Source organism: Paludisphaera mucosa, from assembly GCF_029589435.1.
GTDB lineage: Bacteria > Planctomycetota > Planctomycetia > Isosphaerales > Isosphaeraceae > Paludisphaera > Paludisphaera mucosa.
Genome location: NZ_JARRAG010000002.1, coordinates 2,406,355 through 2,424,013, shown reverse-complemented (window position 1 = coordinate 2,424,013; position 17,659 = coordinate 2,406,355). Strand labels below are relative to the sequence as shown.

Annotated in this window: 10 protein-coding genes; 7 read left to right on the top strand and 3 right to left on the bottom strand. The window is 65.9% G+C overall.

Going from position 1 to position 17,659, the window contains the following annotated elements; all coding sequences use genetic code 11:
- Positions 1–213: 213 nt before the first annotated feature.
- Entirely contained in the window at positions 214–3,981 is a 3,768-nt protein-coding gene (locus PZE19_RS18915) for a DUF4114 domain-containing protein (RefSeq protein ID WP_277862189.1), read from the bottom strand.
- Between the two features lie 913 nt (positions 3,982–4,894).
- Here PZE19_RS18915 and PZE19_RS18910 point away from each other — a divergent pair.
- From PZE19_RS18910 to PZE19_RS18880, 7 genes are all read left to right on the top strand, one after another.
- A complete protein-coding gene (locus PZE19_RS18910) occupies positions 4,895–6,388 on the top strand; it encodes a hypothetical protein (protein WP_277862188.1) in 1,494 nt (497 codons plus the stop codon).
- A 473-nt stretch (positions 6,389–6,861) separates the two neighbouring features.
- Entirely contained in the window at positions 6,862–8,310 is a 1,449-nt protein-coding gene (locus tag PZE19_RS18905; RefSeq protein WP_277862187.1) for a UDP-glucose dehydrogenase family protein, read from the top strand.
- A 159-nt stretch (positions 8,311–8,469) separates the two neighbouring features.
- Entirely contained in the window at positions 8,470–9,693 is a 1,224-nt protein-coding gene (locus PZE19_RS18900; protein ID WP_368411305.1) for a glycosyltransferase family 2 protein, read from the top strand.
- A gap of 30 nt (positions 9,694–9,723) precedes the next feature.
- Positions 9,724–11,034, top strand: coding sequence for a glycosyltransferase family 4 protein (locus tag PZE19_RS18895; protein WP_277862185.1), 1,311 nt, complete (start codon positions 9,724–9,726; stop codon positions 11,032–11,034).
- A gap of 27 nt (positions 11,035–11,061) precedes the next feature.
- Positions 11,062–12,108 carry a lysylphosphatidylglycerol synthase domain-containing protein gene (locus PZE19_RS18890; RefSeq protein WP_277862184.1) on the top strand — a complete coding sequence of 349 codons (1,047 nt, stop codon included), beginning with the start codon at positions 11,062–11,064 and terminating at the stop codon, positions 12,106–12,108.
- Entirely contained in the window at positions 12,108–13,316 is a 1,209-nt protein-coding gene (locus tag PZE19_RS18885; protein ID WP_277862183.1) for a metallophosphoesterase, read from the top strand. The genes PZE19_RS18890 and PZE19_RS18885 overlap by 1 nt, the downstream gene beginning before the upstream one ends.
- A gap of 14 nt (positions 13,317–13,330) precedes the next feature.
- A protein-coding gene (locus PZE19_RS18880; RefSeq protein ID WP_438269975.1) for an IS3 family transposase occupies positions 13,331–14,454 on the top strand; the annotation gives its coding sequence in 2 pieces (ribosomal slippage) (positions 13,331–13,595 and positions 13,595–14,454; 1,125 coding nt in all).
- Positions 14,455–14,491: 37 nt separating this feature from the next.
- On the opposite strand, the gene PZE19_RS18875 is transcribed toward PZE19_RS18880, so the two are convergent.
- Positions 14,492–15,817, bottom strand: coding sequence for a tetratricopeptide repeat protein (locus tag PZE19_RS18875; RefSeq protein ID WP_277862181.1), 1,326 nt, complete (start codon positions 15,815–15,817; stop codon positions 14,492–14,494).
- On the bottom strand, positions 15,817–17,181 hold the full coding sequence (locus PZE19_RS18870) for an efflux RND transporter periplasmic adaptor subunit (RefSeq protein ID WP_277862180.1): 1,365 nt from the start codon (positions 17,179–17,181) through the stop codon (positions 15,817–15,819). The genes PZE19_RS18875 and PZE19_RS18870 overlap by 1 nt, the downstream gene beginning before the upstream one ends.
- Positions 17,182–17,659 lie beyond the last annotated feature (478 nt).

The window sequence follows — 17,659 nt, the reverse complement described above, 5'->3', positions numbered from 1 at the left end:
TTTGGAAGCATAGAACACCAATACGAGCGCGTCGCGCGAGACGTGGACGCGGCGTCCCTTTTCGATTCCGGATCGACGATGGCCATCCCTGGCTCCGTCCACATGGTTTCAACAGCTTACTCGGCCCCACCCGTCGGACGATTCCCCTACGAAGGCGGCCGCCCATGGAAGGAAAGCGAACGCCCCGGGTCCACGCCTTTCGAGGGACGTCGCTTAGACGGGAATCCATTCTCCTGAGACGTTGAGGGTGAAGTTGATCGCGGAGATCCGCTTCCGGTTGCGGCCGAGGGGCGAGCTCGCAGTGACCGTCCTGAATCCCTTGAAGTTCAGGCTCTGGGTCGCCGAGGCGAGCGTCACGGAATCGCCGGCGGCCGTCAGCAGGTCGTCGCCGGTCGTGTCGCTGAGGATGGCGACGTTGTTGCCGCCGGCCGAGCCGTCGACGACGAGCTTGGCGAAGCCTATCGTCGAGTTGTCGAATCCGACCCCGTAAAACCGTCCCGCCATCGGCGAGCCGACGAAAGTGTCGTCGCCGGGCGAGTCGTGCAAGGTCGCCTGGTCGACGCCTCCCGCCGATGCGGTCGCGACCAGCTTATTGAAGCCCTCGCAACGGATCGTGTACCCGACGCCGTAGAGCCGAGCCGAGCCGGGGCTGGCGTCGAGCGTGTCGTTCCCTGCGGTGTCGGCGAGGTTGGCGACGTCGAAGCCGAGGCACGATCCTCCCGAGGCGAGGACCCAGGAAAACGCCCTGGCCGTCGCGTCCAGGCCGGGGCCGGTCAATCGCGATGAAGCGGCGGAGGCCGTCAGGACGTCGTCGGATTGCGTGCCCGTGAGGTACGCCTTGTCCGCGCCTCCCGGCCCGCCGTCGGCGACGACCGCGGCGACGCCGTGCGCCTGCAGGTCGAAGCCCGTCCCCACCAGTTCGGTCTCGGCGGGGCTCGCATAGAAGCGGTCGTCGCCGGCGGAACCGGTGAGCACGACGCCGTCCTTGCCGCCGACGTTGAAATAGGCGTCGACCCTCGGGAAGCCGCTCGCCGTCGCGTCGAACCCCTTGCCGGCCAGCTTGGCGGAGCCGGGGCCGGCCGTGAGCGTGTCGTTCCCGGCCGAATCGTAGAGGTAGGCCCGATCCTTCCCTAGGCCTTGCGAGGTCGCCACGACGTGGTCGAAACCGCGCGTGTAGTTGTAGAAGCCCGCCCCGTAGAGGCGGGCGTCGATGGGCGTCGCCTTGAAGTCGTCGTCGCCTGCCGAGTCGGACAAGACCGCCTGATCATCGCCGCCGTTGACCGCGTAGCAGTAGACCCGGTCGGGCCCGCTCACAGCGACGTGATAGTTGGGGCCGTCAAGCTGCTGCAGCGTGGGCGTCGCCTTGTAGACGTCGTTGCCGCGAGAATCGTAGAGATAGGCCCGGTCGTTGACGCCGCCCCTGAAGGCGATCCGAGCGACCCCCTCGATTTCCAGGCGGAGTCTGGGCGCGATCAGGGTAGCCACGTTCGGGGCGACCGTCAGCGTCTCCGACCCCGGAATCCCGGTGATCGTGACGAGGTCGTCGCCGCCCAGGCCGCTGAAGTTCACGATTGTCGAGACGTCCGCGTCGATCGTGGACGTGACCCCGTTGATCGTGACCCGATGGGAAGTCGCGCCGAGGACGATGGTGACGACGTCGCTCCCGGACGTCCCCTGGAGGTCGATCTCCCGAGCGTAGCTCGGGTCGCCCGTCGCCCCGCCGGTCCACTCGGCGAAGTTGTAGTTGTAGCCCGTCTCGCCGGACCCGATCTGGATGCCGTTGAAGCGATCGGTCCCGATCTGGCCGTTGCGGCCGATCGGATGGGCCTGGCCGAGGAAGGAGCCGATCGACTGGCGGCCCCCGGCATAGCCCGCCGGCTGGGTCTTCAGGATCGAGTAGGCGCCGGGGCGGAGGCCCGCGAACGTGTAGGTCCCGTCGGCGCCCGAGGTCGTGGACAGGCTGACGTTGGCGCCGAGGTCGTCGACCCCGATGAGCTGGAGCGCGACGCCGGCGATCCCCGGCTCGCTCGGGTCATGCACCCGGTCGCGGTCGGCGTCGGCGAAGACGCAGCCCGACAAAGTGGCCGGCTGGACCCTGCCGATCGCGTAGCCCTCCGCACGATCCCCTGGCAGCAAGACGATCCCGGAGAGGCCGCCGGCCGAGGCCAGCCCGCCATTGGCCCCGATCTGCGACCCCCTCACGAGGGTCCCGCCGCTCGCATCGGTCGCCGTGACGCTATAAATGCCGGGCGGGACGTTGGCGAACTCGGCGCAGCCGTCCGGCCCGCTGGTCGCGAATCGCTGCACGGCGTGTCCGGCGAAGTCGGCGCCGACGAGCTTGACCGAGACGCCCGGCAGGCTCGGGTCGCCGGGGTCGATCTTTCCGTTGTCCTGGAGGTCAAGGTAGACCACAGTGCAGACCGAGGCGGGGGCCAGCGACGAAGGATCCGTAGGATTCGCCGTCACGCCGGCCAGGTTGACCGCCGAGGCGCCCAGTCCGAGCGTCCACGTCGCCGCTTTACCGGGCGTCGGCGCGACGACCGACCCGCCCGTGTTGACGTCCTTCGTCGAGAAGCGTACGTCCCCCGCCCCGATCGCCCCGTTGTAGAGCTGCCAGACCGTCCCGTTCGCTATCGAGAACGCGGCGAAGGAGTCGCCGGGCGTCATGGCATAGTTCTTCTGCCCCTGGTAGGTCGCCGAGGTCGAATTGCTCCCTTGTTGCGGGGCCTCGAAGAGGTCGGAGGCGACGACGTGGCCCAGGGTCGAGTCCGAGAGGGCCCGACGGGCCGCTTCCTTGACGTACGCCGCCGAGCCCGGCACCAGATTTCCCATGCCTTGAAGGCTGAACACCGCCACCTCGCCAAGGGTCGCCGCCCAGTCTCGCACGTAGTCGACCGAGATCGCCCCCGAGGCACCCACCTGGAAGCCACCGGGGGCGTAGGAGCCGACCTTGCTGACGGAGTCGTTCTGCTCCTGCCGGACGGCGTAGGCGTCCAGCTCTTGGAAGATCGTGCTGGCGATGAAATTATGACTGGGGTTGATTACCTGCGAGACCGGGGTCGCCGTCCCCCTGGCACCCGTCACCTGGAAGACCATGTCGTTGTAATCGCGGTCGCTCGCGCCGTCGAGGCGCTGGTCCTCGAAGGCGAATAGGGAGCCCCTGCCGTCGAGGTCGCCGATCTGGCCGAGAAACTGGGCGTCGAGCGGCGCCGGATTCGCCGCGGGAACGGAGAACAGGGGCCGAATCGAACCACCGGCGGCGGGATTGGCGGCTACTTGCTCCACCGTGCCGCTGGGGACCAGCATCGCCGCGAACGAATCGCCAGGCTTCATAGTCACCGTATGCACGCCGAGGTAGGCGCCTTTATTGAGGCTCCCTTCCCAGGGGAGCGAGGCGGTGTACTTGGCGCCCTCCTGCTGCGTCTTGATGACGACGTGGCCTTGCGGGCCGTCGCTGAGCGCGCGGCGGGCGGCCTCCTTGATGTATTCGGCGGAACCGGGCGTGTACGCGTCCATTCCTTCGAGGCTGAAGATCGCCAGCTGCCCCGCATAGCCGGCTCCCCGATAGAGGTAGTCGACCCCCACCTGGCCCGTCGCACCAACCTGGAACACGCCGACCTGGCTCACGCTCGCGGTGTTCTTGTAGCCGGGGCTGCCGACCAGCAGGCTCGTGTTGACCACGCCTCCGTTGGTCGTCGACCAGGTCGACGCGGCGGTCGTGAGATTCGACAGCAGATCGACTCCCCCTTGTCCATCGAATTTCACGGACTTGACCGAGGAGGCCGCGAAGCTCTTCCGGAGCGAGACCGCCTGATCCGTCTGCAGCGTCACGTTGATCGTAGTGGGGTCGGAGACGCTCTGGACGACGCCCTGCACCGAGATCGTCTTCGTGCCGAACTCGACCCGCGCGAGATCGGCGCCCGCAGATCCGATGATGGACAGAACCGCCGACTTCGCGTCGAGATTGATCGACGCGGTCATGAGCTGCCGGACTTCCAGGGTTTCGTGCCTAGCCCGGAACTTGCGTCGCTTTCCATGGTGATGTTCAGATCGAATTTTATTCAACATGCTTTAGTGCAACCCTCCTTCGGGAGGAGGGCCTCCAGCTTCGGATCCAGGACATCGGAGAATCCACAACGACGTGGACGCTTCCCAAGGCTTCTCGTCGCCTTTCGGCGAGCCGCTCGCGTCATCGAGCCTTCGTTCGGGGCTGGGACCAAGATCTTGCGTCGACGTCGCGGCGGGCCGGACATCGGCGATGCGACGCCCACGCAGGTTCAGCCCCGTCCCACGAGAACCCTAGCTCTCCGCGGCGAGGTGGAGGCTGGGCGTCGTTCAATGGCGTCGAGCGGGCGCATCGCGATGGCGATCGGCCTCCGACGTCGCGACCTGGACAATCCCCCTATCGACCTCGATCGGCGTCTCGACTCTCGTCGATGAAGCGACGAAGGTCTCTGTTCGGGATATTCGGTGGTTATGGATACCGGACCGATCGCCTTTCTGAACGCGATCACGGCCGAATCCTCGATATCCGACTCGCGGACGTCGCTCATTTTCAACCCATGATGCGAGGGACGGAGATTTGCGGCGGAGCGTCGCTTCGGGGCGTCGCGTCGGGATGCCTCGCTTCGTCTGGACCGCTTGGGGCCGAGCATCCGCACAGCCGTGGCTCCTCGGCAACTTCGGAGAAGCTCACGTCGCTCGAGGGACGCGCCCGACCACGAGTCCTCCGGCCCTCACCATCCGCATCCTAGGATTCTCTGGCGACCCTCGAGACTTACCGCGGCCCCAACCTGCCGGGTGCGGGGCCTGACACCTCCCTCGTGGGGAAACCGGACACGCCTCGCGTCGGCGGACTCGCGCATCGCTAACATCGGCGACCTGGAGATTCGGGATGGACCTGATCGATCGAATGATGGCGGGCCTCTCCGCCCTGGGCTTGAACCTACCTCTGGTCGACGAACGACGGACCGACCACCGCTTCGTCTCCTCGGCGCGGGTGATGCTCGTGTGGGCGGACCATCGAGGCAGCCACGAGGTCGCGGCGAGCGTCGCCAACATCAGCCGGGGCGGTGCCGCGTTGCGGGCGGTCGGGGTCGCGCCCTTGCTCCTGGCGTCAGTGCTGGTCGTACTGGGCGACGGACATGGTCGTAGGGAGGTCGCGGCGGAAATCCGAGGCATCCACGCGTGCGCCGACGGAACCTCGTTAATCCGCCTGGCCTTCCATACGCGATGTCCGACGTCGACCGTCGAATCGATCGCCGGCGTAAAGCTCGGGCGGCCGTCGAGGCGCAGCCGGCCGGACATGCTGGAAAGCCTGGAAGGGCGTCAGCTGCTCTCGGCCGGCGCGGTACTTCCGCAGGCCCCGATCCTTGTCGCGGCGCCTCCTACTGGGCCGATGCCGCCCTCTCTGTACAGCCTTGCCGACGACTCGCTGCTCTCGTCGATCCTCTACAGCACGCCCGGCCGCATGGCGAGCGACATCGCCGAGAGCGGAGCGATCGGGGTGAACGCCGCCTGGGAAGCCGGCGGCTCGAACTCCTGGTTCATCGAGCAGCAGCGATATGGGGCCGATTTCGTCCAGGCGGGCCTCGTACGCGGGGACGCGGCGCTCGTCGCACGCGGCTGGAAGATCCTCGACTGGGGCTTCGCCCGTCAGGCGGTCGACGGGAGCTTCGTGGGCACGGGCGACGCATTCCACAGCACGTCCATGTTCGTCGAGGCCGCGGCCCGCGCGCTATTGCTGACGGCGCAATCCCACGCCTCGGACGCCCCGACGGTCCTCGCCAGGTACCTGCCGAAGCTTGATGCGGCCGCCCGATGGCTGGCGACCCCAGGGGTCGCCGCGAAAGGCGACTTCAACGACGCTCCCTATACGCACCGCCGTTGGCTGCTCGCCGCGGCGCTCGGCGAGACCGCCGCAGCCATGCAGTCGCCGGCTGACCCGACGATCGCGGCCCATTATCGAGCGGATGCCGAGGCTTTAAGCCGGGCAGCCTCGGACTACGCCGCTCGGGGGCACGCTCTCCAGGCCGCGGATGGGGTGAACCCGGAGAAAGGGGGCAGCGACACGAGCTACCAGGCCTATGGCATCCTGATGGCCGAGCGCTTCCTGACGACCTGCCGTTCGCCGGAGTTGCGTGGTCAGGTCGAGGCGATGATCGTCCGTGGCCTGGGCTGGCTGTCGGCGAGGGTCGGGGCCGACGGTCAGGTCGCCTCGTCGGACGACAGCAGAACCGGCACCGAGGCGTCGCGCTCGGGGACGGTCAAGTCGATCGACTACAAGACGATGATCCAGGCCTTCTCGTTCGCCACCACAACGACAACCGACGTTGTTTACCGCAACGTAGCGAGGCGCCTAGCCGTCGGTCGAGGCTGGCTCAAGTGAAGCGACGGATCGGGGTGACCGGCCGACGACGGCTGCATCCAACAGTTCCCTGCCCAACCTTCCTTAACGCTTCGAGGAGGATTCGAAGTCCACGGCAGAATGACGGCTTCAAGCCGTCGCGCCATGCGAACGATCTCCGCTCGTAACCATGGCCCGTGGGAAGAGCGAGGGAGGTGGGGGCGGATCTCGTCCCTGGACATCATCTTCCGCCATGGGAACGCTGCCGCGGCCGAACGAGGAATCTCCGTAGGCCGAGCCTCGCACTCCTGCCGGCTCTCTCACGACCAAGTCTCCCCGGCTTCGTTCGACGACATTTCTTCGTCGCCTGGAAACACGCGACCTAGGGTTTGGATGAGAGCAGCCTGTGGGATCTCTGACCTTGCACCAAGGTGAGTCCACAACCACTCGACGCCGAGTGTCCGTTCCCTCGATCGCCGTCCAGTAGGCGAATTGCCTCCGGAAGGAAGATATTCGTGAAGATCGCAATCGTCGGCACGGGATACGTCGGCCTTGTCACGGGCACCTGCCTGGCCGATCTCGGCAACGAAGTGATTTGCATCGACAAGGATCGTGGCAAGATCGCGTTGCTCAATGCTGGGCGGATTCCGATCTACGAGCCGGGCCTCCCCGAGATGGTCATCAAGAACACCTGCTCGCGGAACCTCACGTTCACGGACGACCTTCCCACCGCGATCGCGGACGCCGAGGTGATCTTCATCGCCGTCGGGACGCCCCAGGGCAAATCCGGGGGCGCCGACCTGAGCGGCGTTTGGGCTGTCGGTCGCCAGATCGCGGAGAACCTCAAGGGGCCGGCAACCATCGTCATCAAGAGCACGGTGCCGGTGGGCACCAACGCCGAGTTGTCGCGTCAGATGGCCGAGATCACCGACGTGCCCTTCGACGTGGCCAGCAACCCCGAGTTCCTGAAGGAAGGGGCGGCGATCGAGGACTTCTACAAGCCCGACCGAGTCGTCGTCGGCGCCCGCCGTCCGGAGGTCGTCGCGACGCTCCTGCGGGTGTACAAGCCGATCCTAGGCGCGGATCGTCCCTTTCTGGCCATGCTGCCCGAGAGCGCCGAGATGACGAAATACGTCGCCAACTGCCTTCTGGCGACCAAGATCAGCTTCATCAACGAGATGGCCAACCTCTGCACGGGCTACGGGGCGCACATCGACGACGTACGGCGAGGGATCGGCTACGACCGTCGCATAGGCTTCCAATTCCTGGCGCCGGGCGCCGGCTACGGCGGTTCGTGCTTCCCGAAAGACGTCCGCGCCCTGATACACATGGCCAAAATGGTGGGCCTGCCCTGCCAGATGATGGAAGTCGTCGACAGCGTCAACGAGTCGCAGAAGGACGTGCTGCCCCGATTGATCCTCAATCATTTCGGCGGGTCGGTCCGCGGCCTGAGGATCGCCGTCTGGGGCCTGGCCTTCAAGCCCGAGACCGACGACGTCCGCGAGTCTCCGGCCCTGGTGCTCATCGAAGAGCTCCTCCAGGCCGGCGCCCTCGTCCGAGTGTCCGACCCCCAGGCGCTCGAGCACGTGCGAGCCATCTACGGCGACCGATTGGACTACTGCGAGGACCCCTACTCGGCCCTCGAGATGGCCGACGCGGTGGCGATCGTCACCGACTGGAAGCAGTACCAGTCCCCGGATTTCGCAGTGATGAGCGACCTGATGAACCATCGGGTCATCTTCGACGGCCGCAATTGCCTTGATGAAGCCAAGGTTTTGAGCTCCGGATTCCAGTACCAGGGCATCGGCCGGCTTACGCCCGGCAGCTCCCGCCCGCACACCCGGGCCAACGTCCTCGAGCTTGTGACGCCCGACCCTCTCTCCGAATCCTTCGATCTCGCATGGGACATCTCCGACGTCGAGGTGTTGGCCCCCGTCGAGTGGTTACCCCTCCAGAAGGCTTGATCACCGTTCGCTCGGTGAAGCGGCTTGAGCCCCCGTCGCCGATCTTAGGCGACATCCCCGGCTCCGCATAAAGACGACCGTCTCGGTCGTCGCGGCCGAAAGGGCCTCCGGGATCGGCCCTCGCGCCGCGTACGTGCGAAACACCACGAATCACTCACGATGAGCCCCTCCACTCCTGACGCCTCGCAAGGAGCCTCGATCATGCACCCCGCCTCAGCAGTAGCGTCGTCCAAGAAATCGCATCGTGCTCATACCCGTCCGGACCGCTCAGATGCGACGCCCGGTCCGGCCGAGCAGCACGAATCCTTTGATGTCGAGCAGACGGTTGGCGGTCGTAAGTCCGCTCAAATCGACCTGAGCTTCGTCATCCCGCTCATGGACGAGCAGGCCACCCTCGTCGAGTTGTACCAGCGCATCGCTTCCGAAATGCCCGAGACCACCCGATTCGAGGTGATCTTCATCGACGACGGCAGCAGCGACGATTCGTGGGGAACGATCAAGTCGCTCGCCGAGCGTGAACCCAACACGGTCCGCGGGCTGCGATTCCGTAGAAACGCGGGCAAGGCCTCGGCCTTGACCGCCGGGTTTCGTGCGGCCCGAGGCGGGATTGTGTTCACCCTGGACGCCGACCTTCAGGACGACCCCAAGGAGATCGGCCGATTCCTCGAGAAGCTCGACGAGGGCTACGACCTGATCAGCGGCTGGAAGAAGACCCGACACGACCCCTGGCACAAGGTACTCCCGAGCCGCCTGTTCAATCTCATGCTCAGCCACGTCTCGCGCGTTCGCCTCCACGACCACAACTGCGGGTTCAAGTGCTACCGGGCCGGCGTCGTCAAGGGCCTCACGCTCCACGGGGAGATGCATCGAATGGTGCCCGCGCTAGCCGCCATCGAGGGCTTTCGCGCGGCCGAGATCGTTGTCGAACACCACCCACGCAGGCACGGGGTCAGTAAATACGGCTTCGAGCGCTACCTCCGCGGCTTCATGGACATGATGACGGTCGGCTTCCTCCGCAAGTACCGCGAGCGCCCTTCGCACTTCATCGGCGGCGTCTCGGCGGTCTGCGCCTGCTCAGCGGTCTCGCTGATCGTCGCCGGCTTCGTCCTTGCGTTGACCAAGCTCCCCTTGGCGGCCAGCGTCGCCGTCCTTTCCGGCGTCGTCATGCTGGCGACCGCGATCGTCGGTTCGTTCTGCGGACTGCTCGCCGAGCTCGCGATCCGCGGCGGCCTCTGGGCGCATTGGAAGCTCCCGATCGTCGAAGACACGACGAACGACCGGGCGTCGACTTCCAGCGAGCACCCTCCCCTGCCGGCCGTACAACTGGCGTACCACTGTCACCGCAGCGGCGGCCAGTTGACGCAGGCCGCCGACGGAGCTTGACGCGAACCACCGCCCCTGGAGAGCCAGCCGATGAACGTCCATTCGCTCCGCGTCGACTCCCGCGAGGTTATCGCCAGCAGGCGATTGAGCATACTGGTGATCGGTTCCACGTATCCCCGCCATGAGGACGACTACGCCGTCCCTTGGCTGCGGGAATCCATCAAAAGGCTGACAGGCCGCGGTCATTCGGTGACCGTGCTCGCGCCCTCTTACGAGGGGCTCGCGTCTCACACGATCGACGGGGTCCCGGTCCATCGCTTCCGTTACGCCCCAAGATCGTGGGAGCGCCTGACCCACGAGCAGGGGGCGCCCAACCGGATCCGCAAGCGAATCTACCAGGTGCTGGGACTGCCCTACGTGGGTATGGGGATCCTTTCGGCCAGGAAACTCGCCAGTCGAGAGCACTTCGACGTGATCCACGCCCACTGGCCGTTCCCCCACGGGCCGATCGCGGCCGCGGCCCGCCGCGCATGCGGCGCCCCGGTCGTCATGAACAGCCACGGCGCCGAGTTCGCCCTCGCCAGGCGCAAGAGCTGGGTGCGACCAATCCTCCGCAGCGCGCTGCTCGACGCCGATAGGCTGATCAGCAACAGCTCTCACACGGCCGGCGAGGTGAAGCGCCTCTCGGGACGAGATTCGGTCGTCATCCCGTACGGATCGACCGTCGAGGCCAGGCCGACCCCCCTCCCTCGCAACGAGGTGCCCAAGATCCTCTTCACCGGGCGGCTCATCCAGCGCAAGGGCGTCGAGTACTTGATCCGCGCCATGCCCGAGATCCTCGCCGATCGGCGCGCGATCCTCCAGATCACCGGGAACGGCGACCAGAGAGAGCGGCTCGAGGAGCTTACACGCTCGCTCGGGCTGGACTGGTCGATCGAGTTCCTCGGCTTCGTGAGCAACGAGCAACTGGACGCCCTGTACGCCGACTGCGACGTCTACGTCAACCCGTCGATCGTGGACGACCACGGCGACACTGAGGGGCTGGGTCTCGGCCCGATCGAGGCCTTCACCCACGGCCGCCCCGTCGTCGCGTCGGACGTGGGAGGGATCCCGGACGTCGTCAAGCATGGACGGACGGGGATCCTCGTCCCCGAGAAGGACCCTTCGGCCCTCGCCGCGGCGATCCTGGGCCTTCTCGACCACCCCGAGCGGGCGAGCGCCCTCGCGGAGAACGCCATGGAATTCGCCCGCGAGGCCTTCGATTGGGATCGCATCACCGATCGAATCGAGGGGGTCTACCGCGACGCCATCGGGGTCGCACTCGAAACGAACGCGCTGCCCCGTCCCCACCGTTCGCAATCGGGCCTCGCGACGAAGGCCGACCGAAGCGGCGTGAGTTGACCCAGACCCTTACGAGCGAGAAGCGGGATGGCATTCGTGAGTCATTTGAGAGTCACCTCGAGAATCCGTCGGTGGGTCCTGCCGACACTGGGGGTTCTCATCGCGGCGGCCATGCTGCAAAGCCTCGCCGGGCATGGAGCGTCGCTCCTGAGGTCCGGGAGCCAGATCAGTCTTTCGAGCTTGATCCTGGCCCTCGGCCTCAGCGTGGTCCATCGGATCGTCAACGCCGGCGGCTGGGGCCTGATGGTCCGGTCGCTCGGCCAACGGATCGGCACGAGTGCGGGGGTCAGGGTCTGGCTGGCGTCCGAAGCCTGCCGATGGCTGCCGGGCAGCGTTTGGTCCTATGGTTCCCGCACGTTCCTCGCCTCGAGGCTCGGCTTGAAGACGGGGACCGTCGCCGCCAGCCTCGTGCTCGAGATCCTCGTCACGATCGTCGGCTGGGCGGTCGTCGCAGGGCTGGGTTGGGGGTATCTGGCAAGTTCTCTGACGATGCTCGGGCGGCATCTCCCCAGGCTGGCGTCGGGGTGGTTCGCCGTTGGTGGGCTCGCCGCCCTGCTGCTCGCGGCGTCGACGGCGGTCTTGGCGTCCAACTCTCCTCGATTCCTAGCCAGATTCTCCCGCTTTAAGGCTCAGCTGCTCGCCCTCCGCGAGTTGCGTGTCGGCGTCCTGGGTCTCGCCAAAGGGGTGGCCTTTTTCGCGATCATGGGAATCTTTAACGGCCTCGTGTTTGCAATGGTCGTCCACGCCGCGCCGGGAGGGGCGAACGTACCCGTCGGGGCCGCGATCGCCGGCAATGCGGCGGCCTGGCTCGTCGGCTTTTTTGCGATCTTCGCCCCGGGCGGCCTCGTGGTGCGCGAGGCATGTCTGACCACGCTGCTCTCGCCGTGGATGCCGGCCGAGCAGGCCCTGGTCGCCTCGCTCGCCTGGCGGTTGATCCAGATCGTCGCGGAGGTCCTCTGCTTCGCCCTCATGGCGGCATGGGGCCTGCCCAAGACGCTCGGGGGCGAGCCCGGGCGTCGCGAAGCTCGCGTTGGTAGTCTGTCATGGTCCAACGGAGCGAAGGTGCAGCGATGATGCTCACTCTGCCTTTCTACATGGCGTTCGCGGCCGGCGAGATGTGCCTCCTGGTCCTAGCGATCAACATCGTCCACGGCATGGGGTGGAAGGTCCGCGGGCTCGAGGCGGGCTCGATCGTATCGTTCCTGATCATCGGCCTCCTCTCCTTCGAGACGACGCGTCGATGGTGGTTCGTCCCGGCGGCCGACTGGCCCCTTTGCCTCCAGGCGGGCGCCGTGATCTGTTGCCTGGCGTCCCTGGTCGGCCTCCCCTTGTCCACGTTCGCTCGACATGCACGAACGGTGAAGGGGATCGGTCGCAAGGATCGTCACGTCGATCTCGTCGGCGACGGCCCCCGCGAGCGGTTCGTCGGCCGAGGGAAGCACAACTGGCAACTCCGGCTCCCGGGGAACGAGGCCCTGGATCTGACGGTCCACCACTGGACTGTGCCGATCCGAAAGCTCCCGGAGCGGCTCGACGGTCTCTCGATCCTCCACCTGACCGATCTCCATTTCTCCCACGTCTATGACCGCCGATATTTCGAGGCCGTATTCGACGTGGCTTCCGGCTGTCGTGCGGACCTCGTCCTGATCACGGGCGACCTGATCGACGACCCGACCTGCATCCCGTGGATCGCTCCCCTCTTCGAACGGCTGCCGGCCGCGATCGGCAGGTACGCCATCCTGGGGAATCACGACCACGGTCACGACGTCGACCCGATCAACGCGGCGATCCGGCACGCGGGTTTCACCGTGCTCGACGGCGAGGTCGAGACGATAGACGTAATGGGTTCGACGCTGGCGATCGGCGGCACGTGCGCTCCCTGGGGGCGGACCATTGCCGACGAGTCCGTACCCGCGGCCGACTTCCGACTACTTTTGAGCCACACCCCCGACATCGTCTACCAGGCCGCGAGGCAGGGATGGGACTACATGCTCTGCGGCCACAACCACGGCGGCCAGGTCCAGCTCCCGATCCTGGGCTCAATTTTGATGCCCAGCCGTTACAGCCGCCGCTTCGAGGCGGGTTTCTATCAGATCGACCCCACCCTCATGTACGTCTCCAGGGGCCTGGGCGCGAAGCACCCGATCCGCTTCGGCTGCCCCCCCGAGATCAGTCATTTCACGCTCCGCGCGGAGGTGGGCCGCCGCCCTCCGACGATTGACGTGCCCCCGGGAAAGTGGACCATCGCATTCGAGAACTCGGATACGATGAGGCTCCCCTGAAAGGAGCCCGATCCATGAGGAAGTCGAAGTTCACCGAGGAGCAGATCGTCTTCGCCCTGAGGCAGGCCGAGGCCGGCCTGGGCGTCGAGGACACGTGTCGAAAGTTGGGCGTGAGCCAGGCTACGTTCTTTCGTTGGAAGGCCAAATACGGCGAGTTGGGGACCCCCGAGCTGAGGAGGTTGAGGCTCCTGGAGGAGGAGAACCAGAAGCTCAAGCAGTTGGTGGCCGACCTGAGCCTCGACAAGAGGATGCTCCAGGACGTCCTGGCAAAAAAAGCCTGACCCCGCCGCAACGCAGGACGATCGTGGCGGACCTCACGGTCCGCTACGGCGTGAGCGTGCGGCGGGCCTGCGAGGCGACCGGCTTCCCCCGCGCGACCCATAACTACAAGCCCAGCCGCGCGTCGCAGGAGCCGCTTCGGATGCGTCTCCGAGAATTGGCGACGGACCGGGTCCGCTATGGATACCGCCGCTTGCACATCCTGCTCCTCCGGGAGGGTTGGGCCGTCAACGTCAAGCGCGTCTATCGCCTCTATGGACTGGAGCGGTTGACGTTGCGGCGCAAGAACCCGAGGCGACGGGCGAGCTCTCGCCATCGCGACGACCGGCCCGCCGTCGAGGGGGCGAACCAGGCCTGGGCGATGGACTTCATGAGCGACGCCCTCGCAGACGGGCGCAAGCTCCGGGTGCTGACCGTCATCGACCTATTCACGCGCGAGAGCCTGGCCATTCGCGTGGGAGTCCGCTTCACCTCGGGGCAGGTCGCCGAGGTCCTGGCCGAGGTCGCGGCCGGTCGGGGGGCGCCCCGTGAACTCCGGGTCGACAACGGCCCGGAATTCACGGGGAGGATGCTGGACCTGTGGGCGCATCTCAACGGCGTCACCCTTGATTTCAGCCGGCCCGGCAAGCCGACGGACAACGGCTTCATCGAGTCCTTCAACGGGCGGGTCCGCGAAGAGTGCCTCAACCAGAACTACTTCACCAGCCTGGAAGACGCCCGGGAGGAGGTGGAATCGTGGCGCGTCGAGTACAATGAACGCCGTCCCCACAGCGCCCTGGGCTACCTGGCCCCCAGGGAATTCGCATCAACGCAGGCCAGCATGAGCACTGCCTCGTCAGTCCGAAAAGCTCTCGTTTAGCCGGTCCAACTTTCCGGGGCACCTCATCTCGACGTGCTCAGGGCTTCTTGGCCTTGAGCGAATGGGTGTAGGCGGCGGCGAGGTCGTGATCGCGATAGGCGGCGAAGAGGGCGTTTTCGTGGCTGGCCGCCAGTACGATCTGCTTTGTCGGCATCTGGAAGTAGCCGTAGATCGCGACGATCCTTCGCACCGTGCGGTCGAGGTCGTCGCGCCGCCACGTCCTCAGATAGGCGATCTGGAGGGCGAAGTTTGCCTTCAAATTGCAGGGCTCGGCGCGCATCACCTGTTCGAGCCATCGGCAGGCTAGGTCGTTGCGCTGGCCGTTGAGGGCGTGAAGGCCCGCCCTCAGCACGGCTCTCAATGCCTCGCGATAGACGGCGGTCTCGCGAGGCTCCTTCGACAGGATCTCTTGATAGAGGTCCATCGACTGCGCATAGCGACCCTGCCGCTCCAGGAGGTTCGCCTGGAAGAGGCGGCCCGCGGGGGTCTCGCGGCGGCCGCGTCGGAAGTCGAGCAAGCCGAGCTGGGCCACGTAGAAGGTGTCCTCGCGGAGGGCGGGGAGGTAGAACGTCGCCCGCCTGAGGTGCGCCTCGGCGGAGTCGTACAGGCCGCGGGCTACGGCGTCTCGGCAGCGGTCCAACTCGAGCGACGAGACGACCACGGGTGCCACGGCGATCAGAGTGCCGCAGGCGAACGCGCCGACTCCGGAAGTCAGGGCGCGGACGGCGCGCCTTCGGTCGAGTCGTCCGGCTGGCAGGCATTCGGACATGATCAACAACGTGGTCCCGAGCAGGGCCGTGATCCAGCCCATCCTCACGAACTGGCAGAATCGATTGGAGAAGCCCAGCATCTCGAACCAGGTCATCAGCCGCCCGAACTGGAACGCCCCGAGCCCGGACGACGGCAACCGGACGACGTTGATCTGGCGGGGCGTGTCCACCATGTAGATGGAGTCTTTCCAGGATTTTCTGCTGTACTCGAGGTTGGTGCAGAGATCGCCGCCCAGCCAGGTGAGGTTTTCGTGCTGCATGTGCAGCCAATTGGCCCGCGCCGACAAGGCTGGTTCCCAGGCCATCACCACGTAGGGGAAGAATAGCTGAGAGGAGAGGAACGCGGCTCCGAGCATCGCCTTGCGATCGCTAGTGCGTCGATGCCAGACGTGGCCGAATCCCATGACCAGCGAAAAGGCGAGGCAGGTAATCCGGAAGGGTATAGCCGTTCGAGGCCGCGCGGCGATGCACTGGATCTTACCGTCGGGAAGTTCCTCGACGTCGACGGGGACCTCCATCCAGGGCTTGATCAACGCCACGATCAGCAGCAAGGCCGCGAACACGGCCAGCACCCTGGAGAATAGACAGTGCATCAGCCCGCCCCTTCCGGCCCTGGGACGACTTTGATCTTGTCGTTGGGCTCGAGCACCTGATAGCCGTCGAGGATGACGTCCTCGGAGGGGCCGAGGCCATCGCGGATCTGGATCCAGTCCCCGTCGACCAGGCCGAGCGTCACTTCTCGCGGCACGAATCCGTCGCCTTTAATTACGTAAACGATGCCCTTCCCCGCGGTGATGGCGGAGACGGCCTCGCGAGGCAGGCATGCGACATCGGCCTGGCTCTGCAGGATGCAGAAACCTGTCATCCCCGGGACGACCGGAGACGACGGGGCGTCCAGCTTGATCCGAGCGGAGAACGTCGCGGGCCACTCGGGCGCGCCGGTCCCCATGGGCCGGATGGGTCGGGTGGATTCGGGGCCGCCCAGATCGTAGTTGACGAACGGGTTGACCCAGATCACCCTGCCGGGGAGGAACTGATCGGGATATGCTTCGAGCCTGACCTTGGCCTCGTCGCCGACGTGGACCCGGTCGAACGCCATCTGATCGAAGTTCCCCTCGAACCAGGAATCCGAAGCGATCAGGAATGCTGGTTTTCCAGGATCCTGGTTGTATTCCCCCTCATGGACCAGGCACCGCTCGATCAAGCCGTCCGCGATGCTGTGGACCTTGTATTCCTTGAGTTCGGTGAGCCGGTGCTGGAGGGCGAGGTCCGCCTCTCGCATGGCCGATTCCGCGATGGTGACGCTCTCCTTCACACCTTCGGTCGACATCGAGAGGTTGAAGGCGGCCTCCTCCTGATCGAGCTCCGATTTGGCGAGCTCGATCTGGAGGAGTAGCATCTCCGATTTCGCGACATAGCCCTTGTGGATCAGCGGGGTGTTCATGTCGATCAGTTGCCGTTTCAGCCCGCCCTGCTTCTTCGCATTGGCCATCCGGATCTGATCCAGCTTGGGCCGCTCGTAGGTCAAGACGTACGCCGAGCCGATCTTGACTCGCTCAAGCTCGGCCTTGGCGGTCTCCAACGCCGCCTTCGCGGCTTCGACCTTGATGGTCGCCTTCGTCGGATCGACCTCGGCGATGAGCTGACCCTTCGTCACGTGGTCACCCTGTTCGACATACACCTTGATGATGGTGCCCATGGGCACGATCGGGACGACCACCGGCTCCGACCGCACCAACCCTTCGCCGAGCGCTTTGTGATGGAGCATCCGGGAGGTGGCCCGCGTCGCCGGCACTGGAAAGGGCCGTTTCAACTTCCGCAACATCGAGCCGTATCCGAACTTGGAGGTGTAGAGTCGGCTGGAGGGCCAGGTGTACCCCGGCAGCACGATGGTGATCACGATTGCCAGGCCCATCACGCCGGAGACGACCACTGTGAAGCTGAGCCAGGAATTCATGACGACGGCTCGAAAGCACCAACGCGGAATCTCTCGAGCGAGCCCGGCCCATGCGCGACAATTGGCCGCCGTCGACTCTCGTACGGCATCCAAGAGCTTAGGCGTCACCAACTCATCGCCGCTCGTCCTCGCCATCTCGAGTCCTCCTCCTGTGAGTTTCGGAGATCCTCGCGATCCGCCGGGTCGGAGCGAGTCCCGACGACCTAATCAAGGTGATCCGGTCGGTCCACCCTTTTGGGACGAGTCCGTTTCGGCCGGGACAGCCCCGTCGAACGCCGAGAGGCGCCCAGCTCAACTCTAGGTCACGAACCCAACCTTCGCTCAGCCGGGAACGGACTCGGACAGACACGGAACGGCGCGGCCGAATTCAAACCGAATAGGGTCGCTCGAGTCGGGGCTCGACTGGTCCGACCGGCTCCTTGCGACATGCCGCCAGCCGTAGGGCCGCCCCCCCCATGATGCGGGTGTTGCACGCCGA

Bases quoted from the DNA above. Each gene is read 5' to 3' on its own strand.
- PZE19_RS18890 (WP_277862184.1), top strand. From the start codon at position 11,062: ATGGCATTCGTGAGTCATTTGAGAGTCACCTCGAGAATCCGTCGGTGG.
- PZE19_RS18900 (WP_368411305.1), top strand. From the start codon at position 8,470: ATGAGCCCCTCCACTCCTGACGCCTCGCAAGGAGCCTCGATCATGCAC.
- PZE19_RS18895 (WP_277862185.1), top strand. From the start codon at position 9,724: ATGAACGTCCATTCGCTCCGCGTCGACTCCCGCGAGGTTATCGCCAGC.
- PZE19_RS18875 (WP_277862181.1), bottom strand. From the start codon at position 15,817: ATGCACTGTCTATTCTCCAGGGTGCTGGCCGTGTTCGCGGCCTTGCTG.
- PZE19_RS18915 (WP_277862189.1), bottom strand. From the start codon at position 3,981: ATGACCGCGTCGATCAATCTCGACGCGAAGTCGGCGGTTCTGTCCATC.
- PZE19_RS18870 (WP_277862180.1), bottom strand. From the start codon at position 17,181: ATGAATTCCTGGCTCAGCTTCACAGTGGTCGTCTCCGGCGTGATGGGC.
- PZE19_RS18910 (WP_277862188.1), top strand. From the start codon at position 4,895: ATGGACCTGATCGATCGAATGATGGCGGGCCTCTCCGCCCTGGGCTTG.
- PZE19_RS18885 (WP_277862183.1), top strand. From the start codon at position 12,108: ATGCTCACTCTGCCTTTCTACATGGCGTTCGCGGCCGGCGAGATGTGC.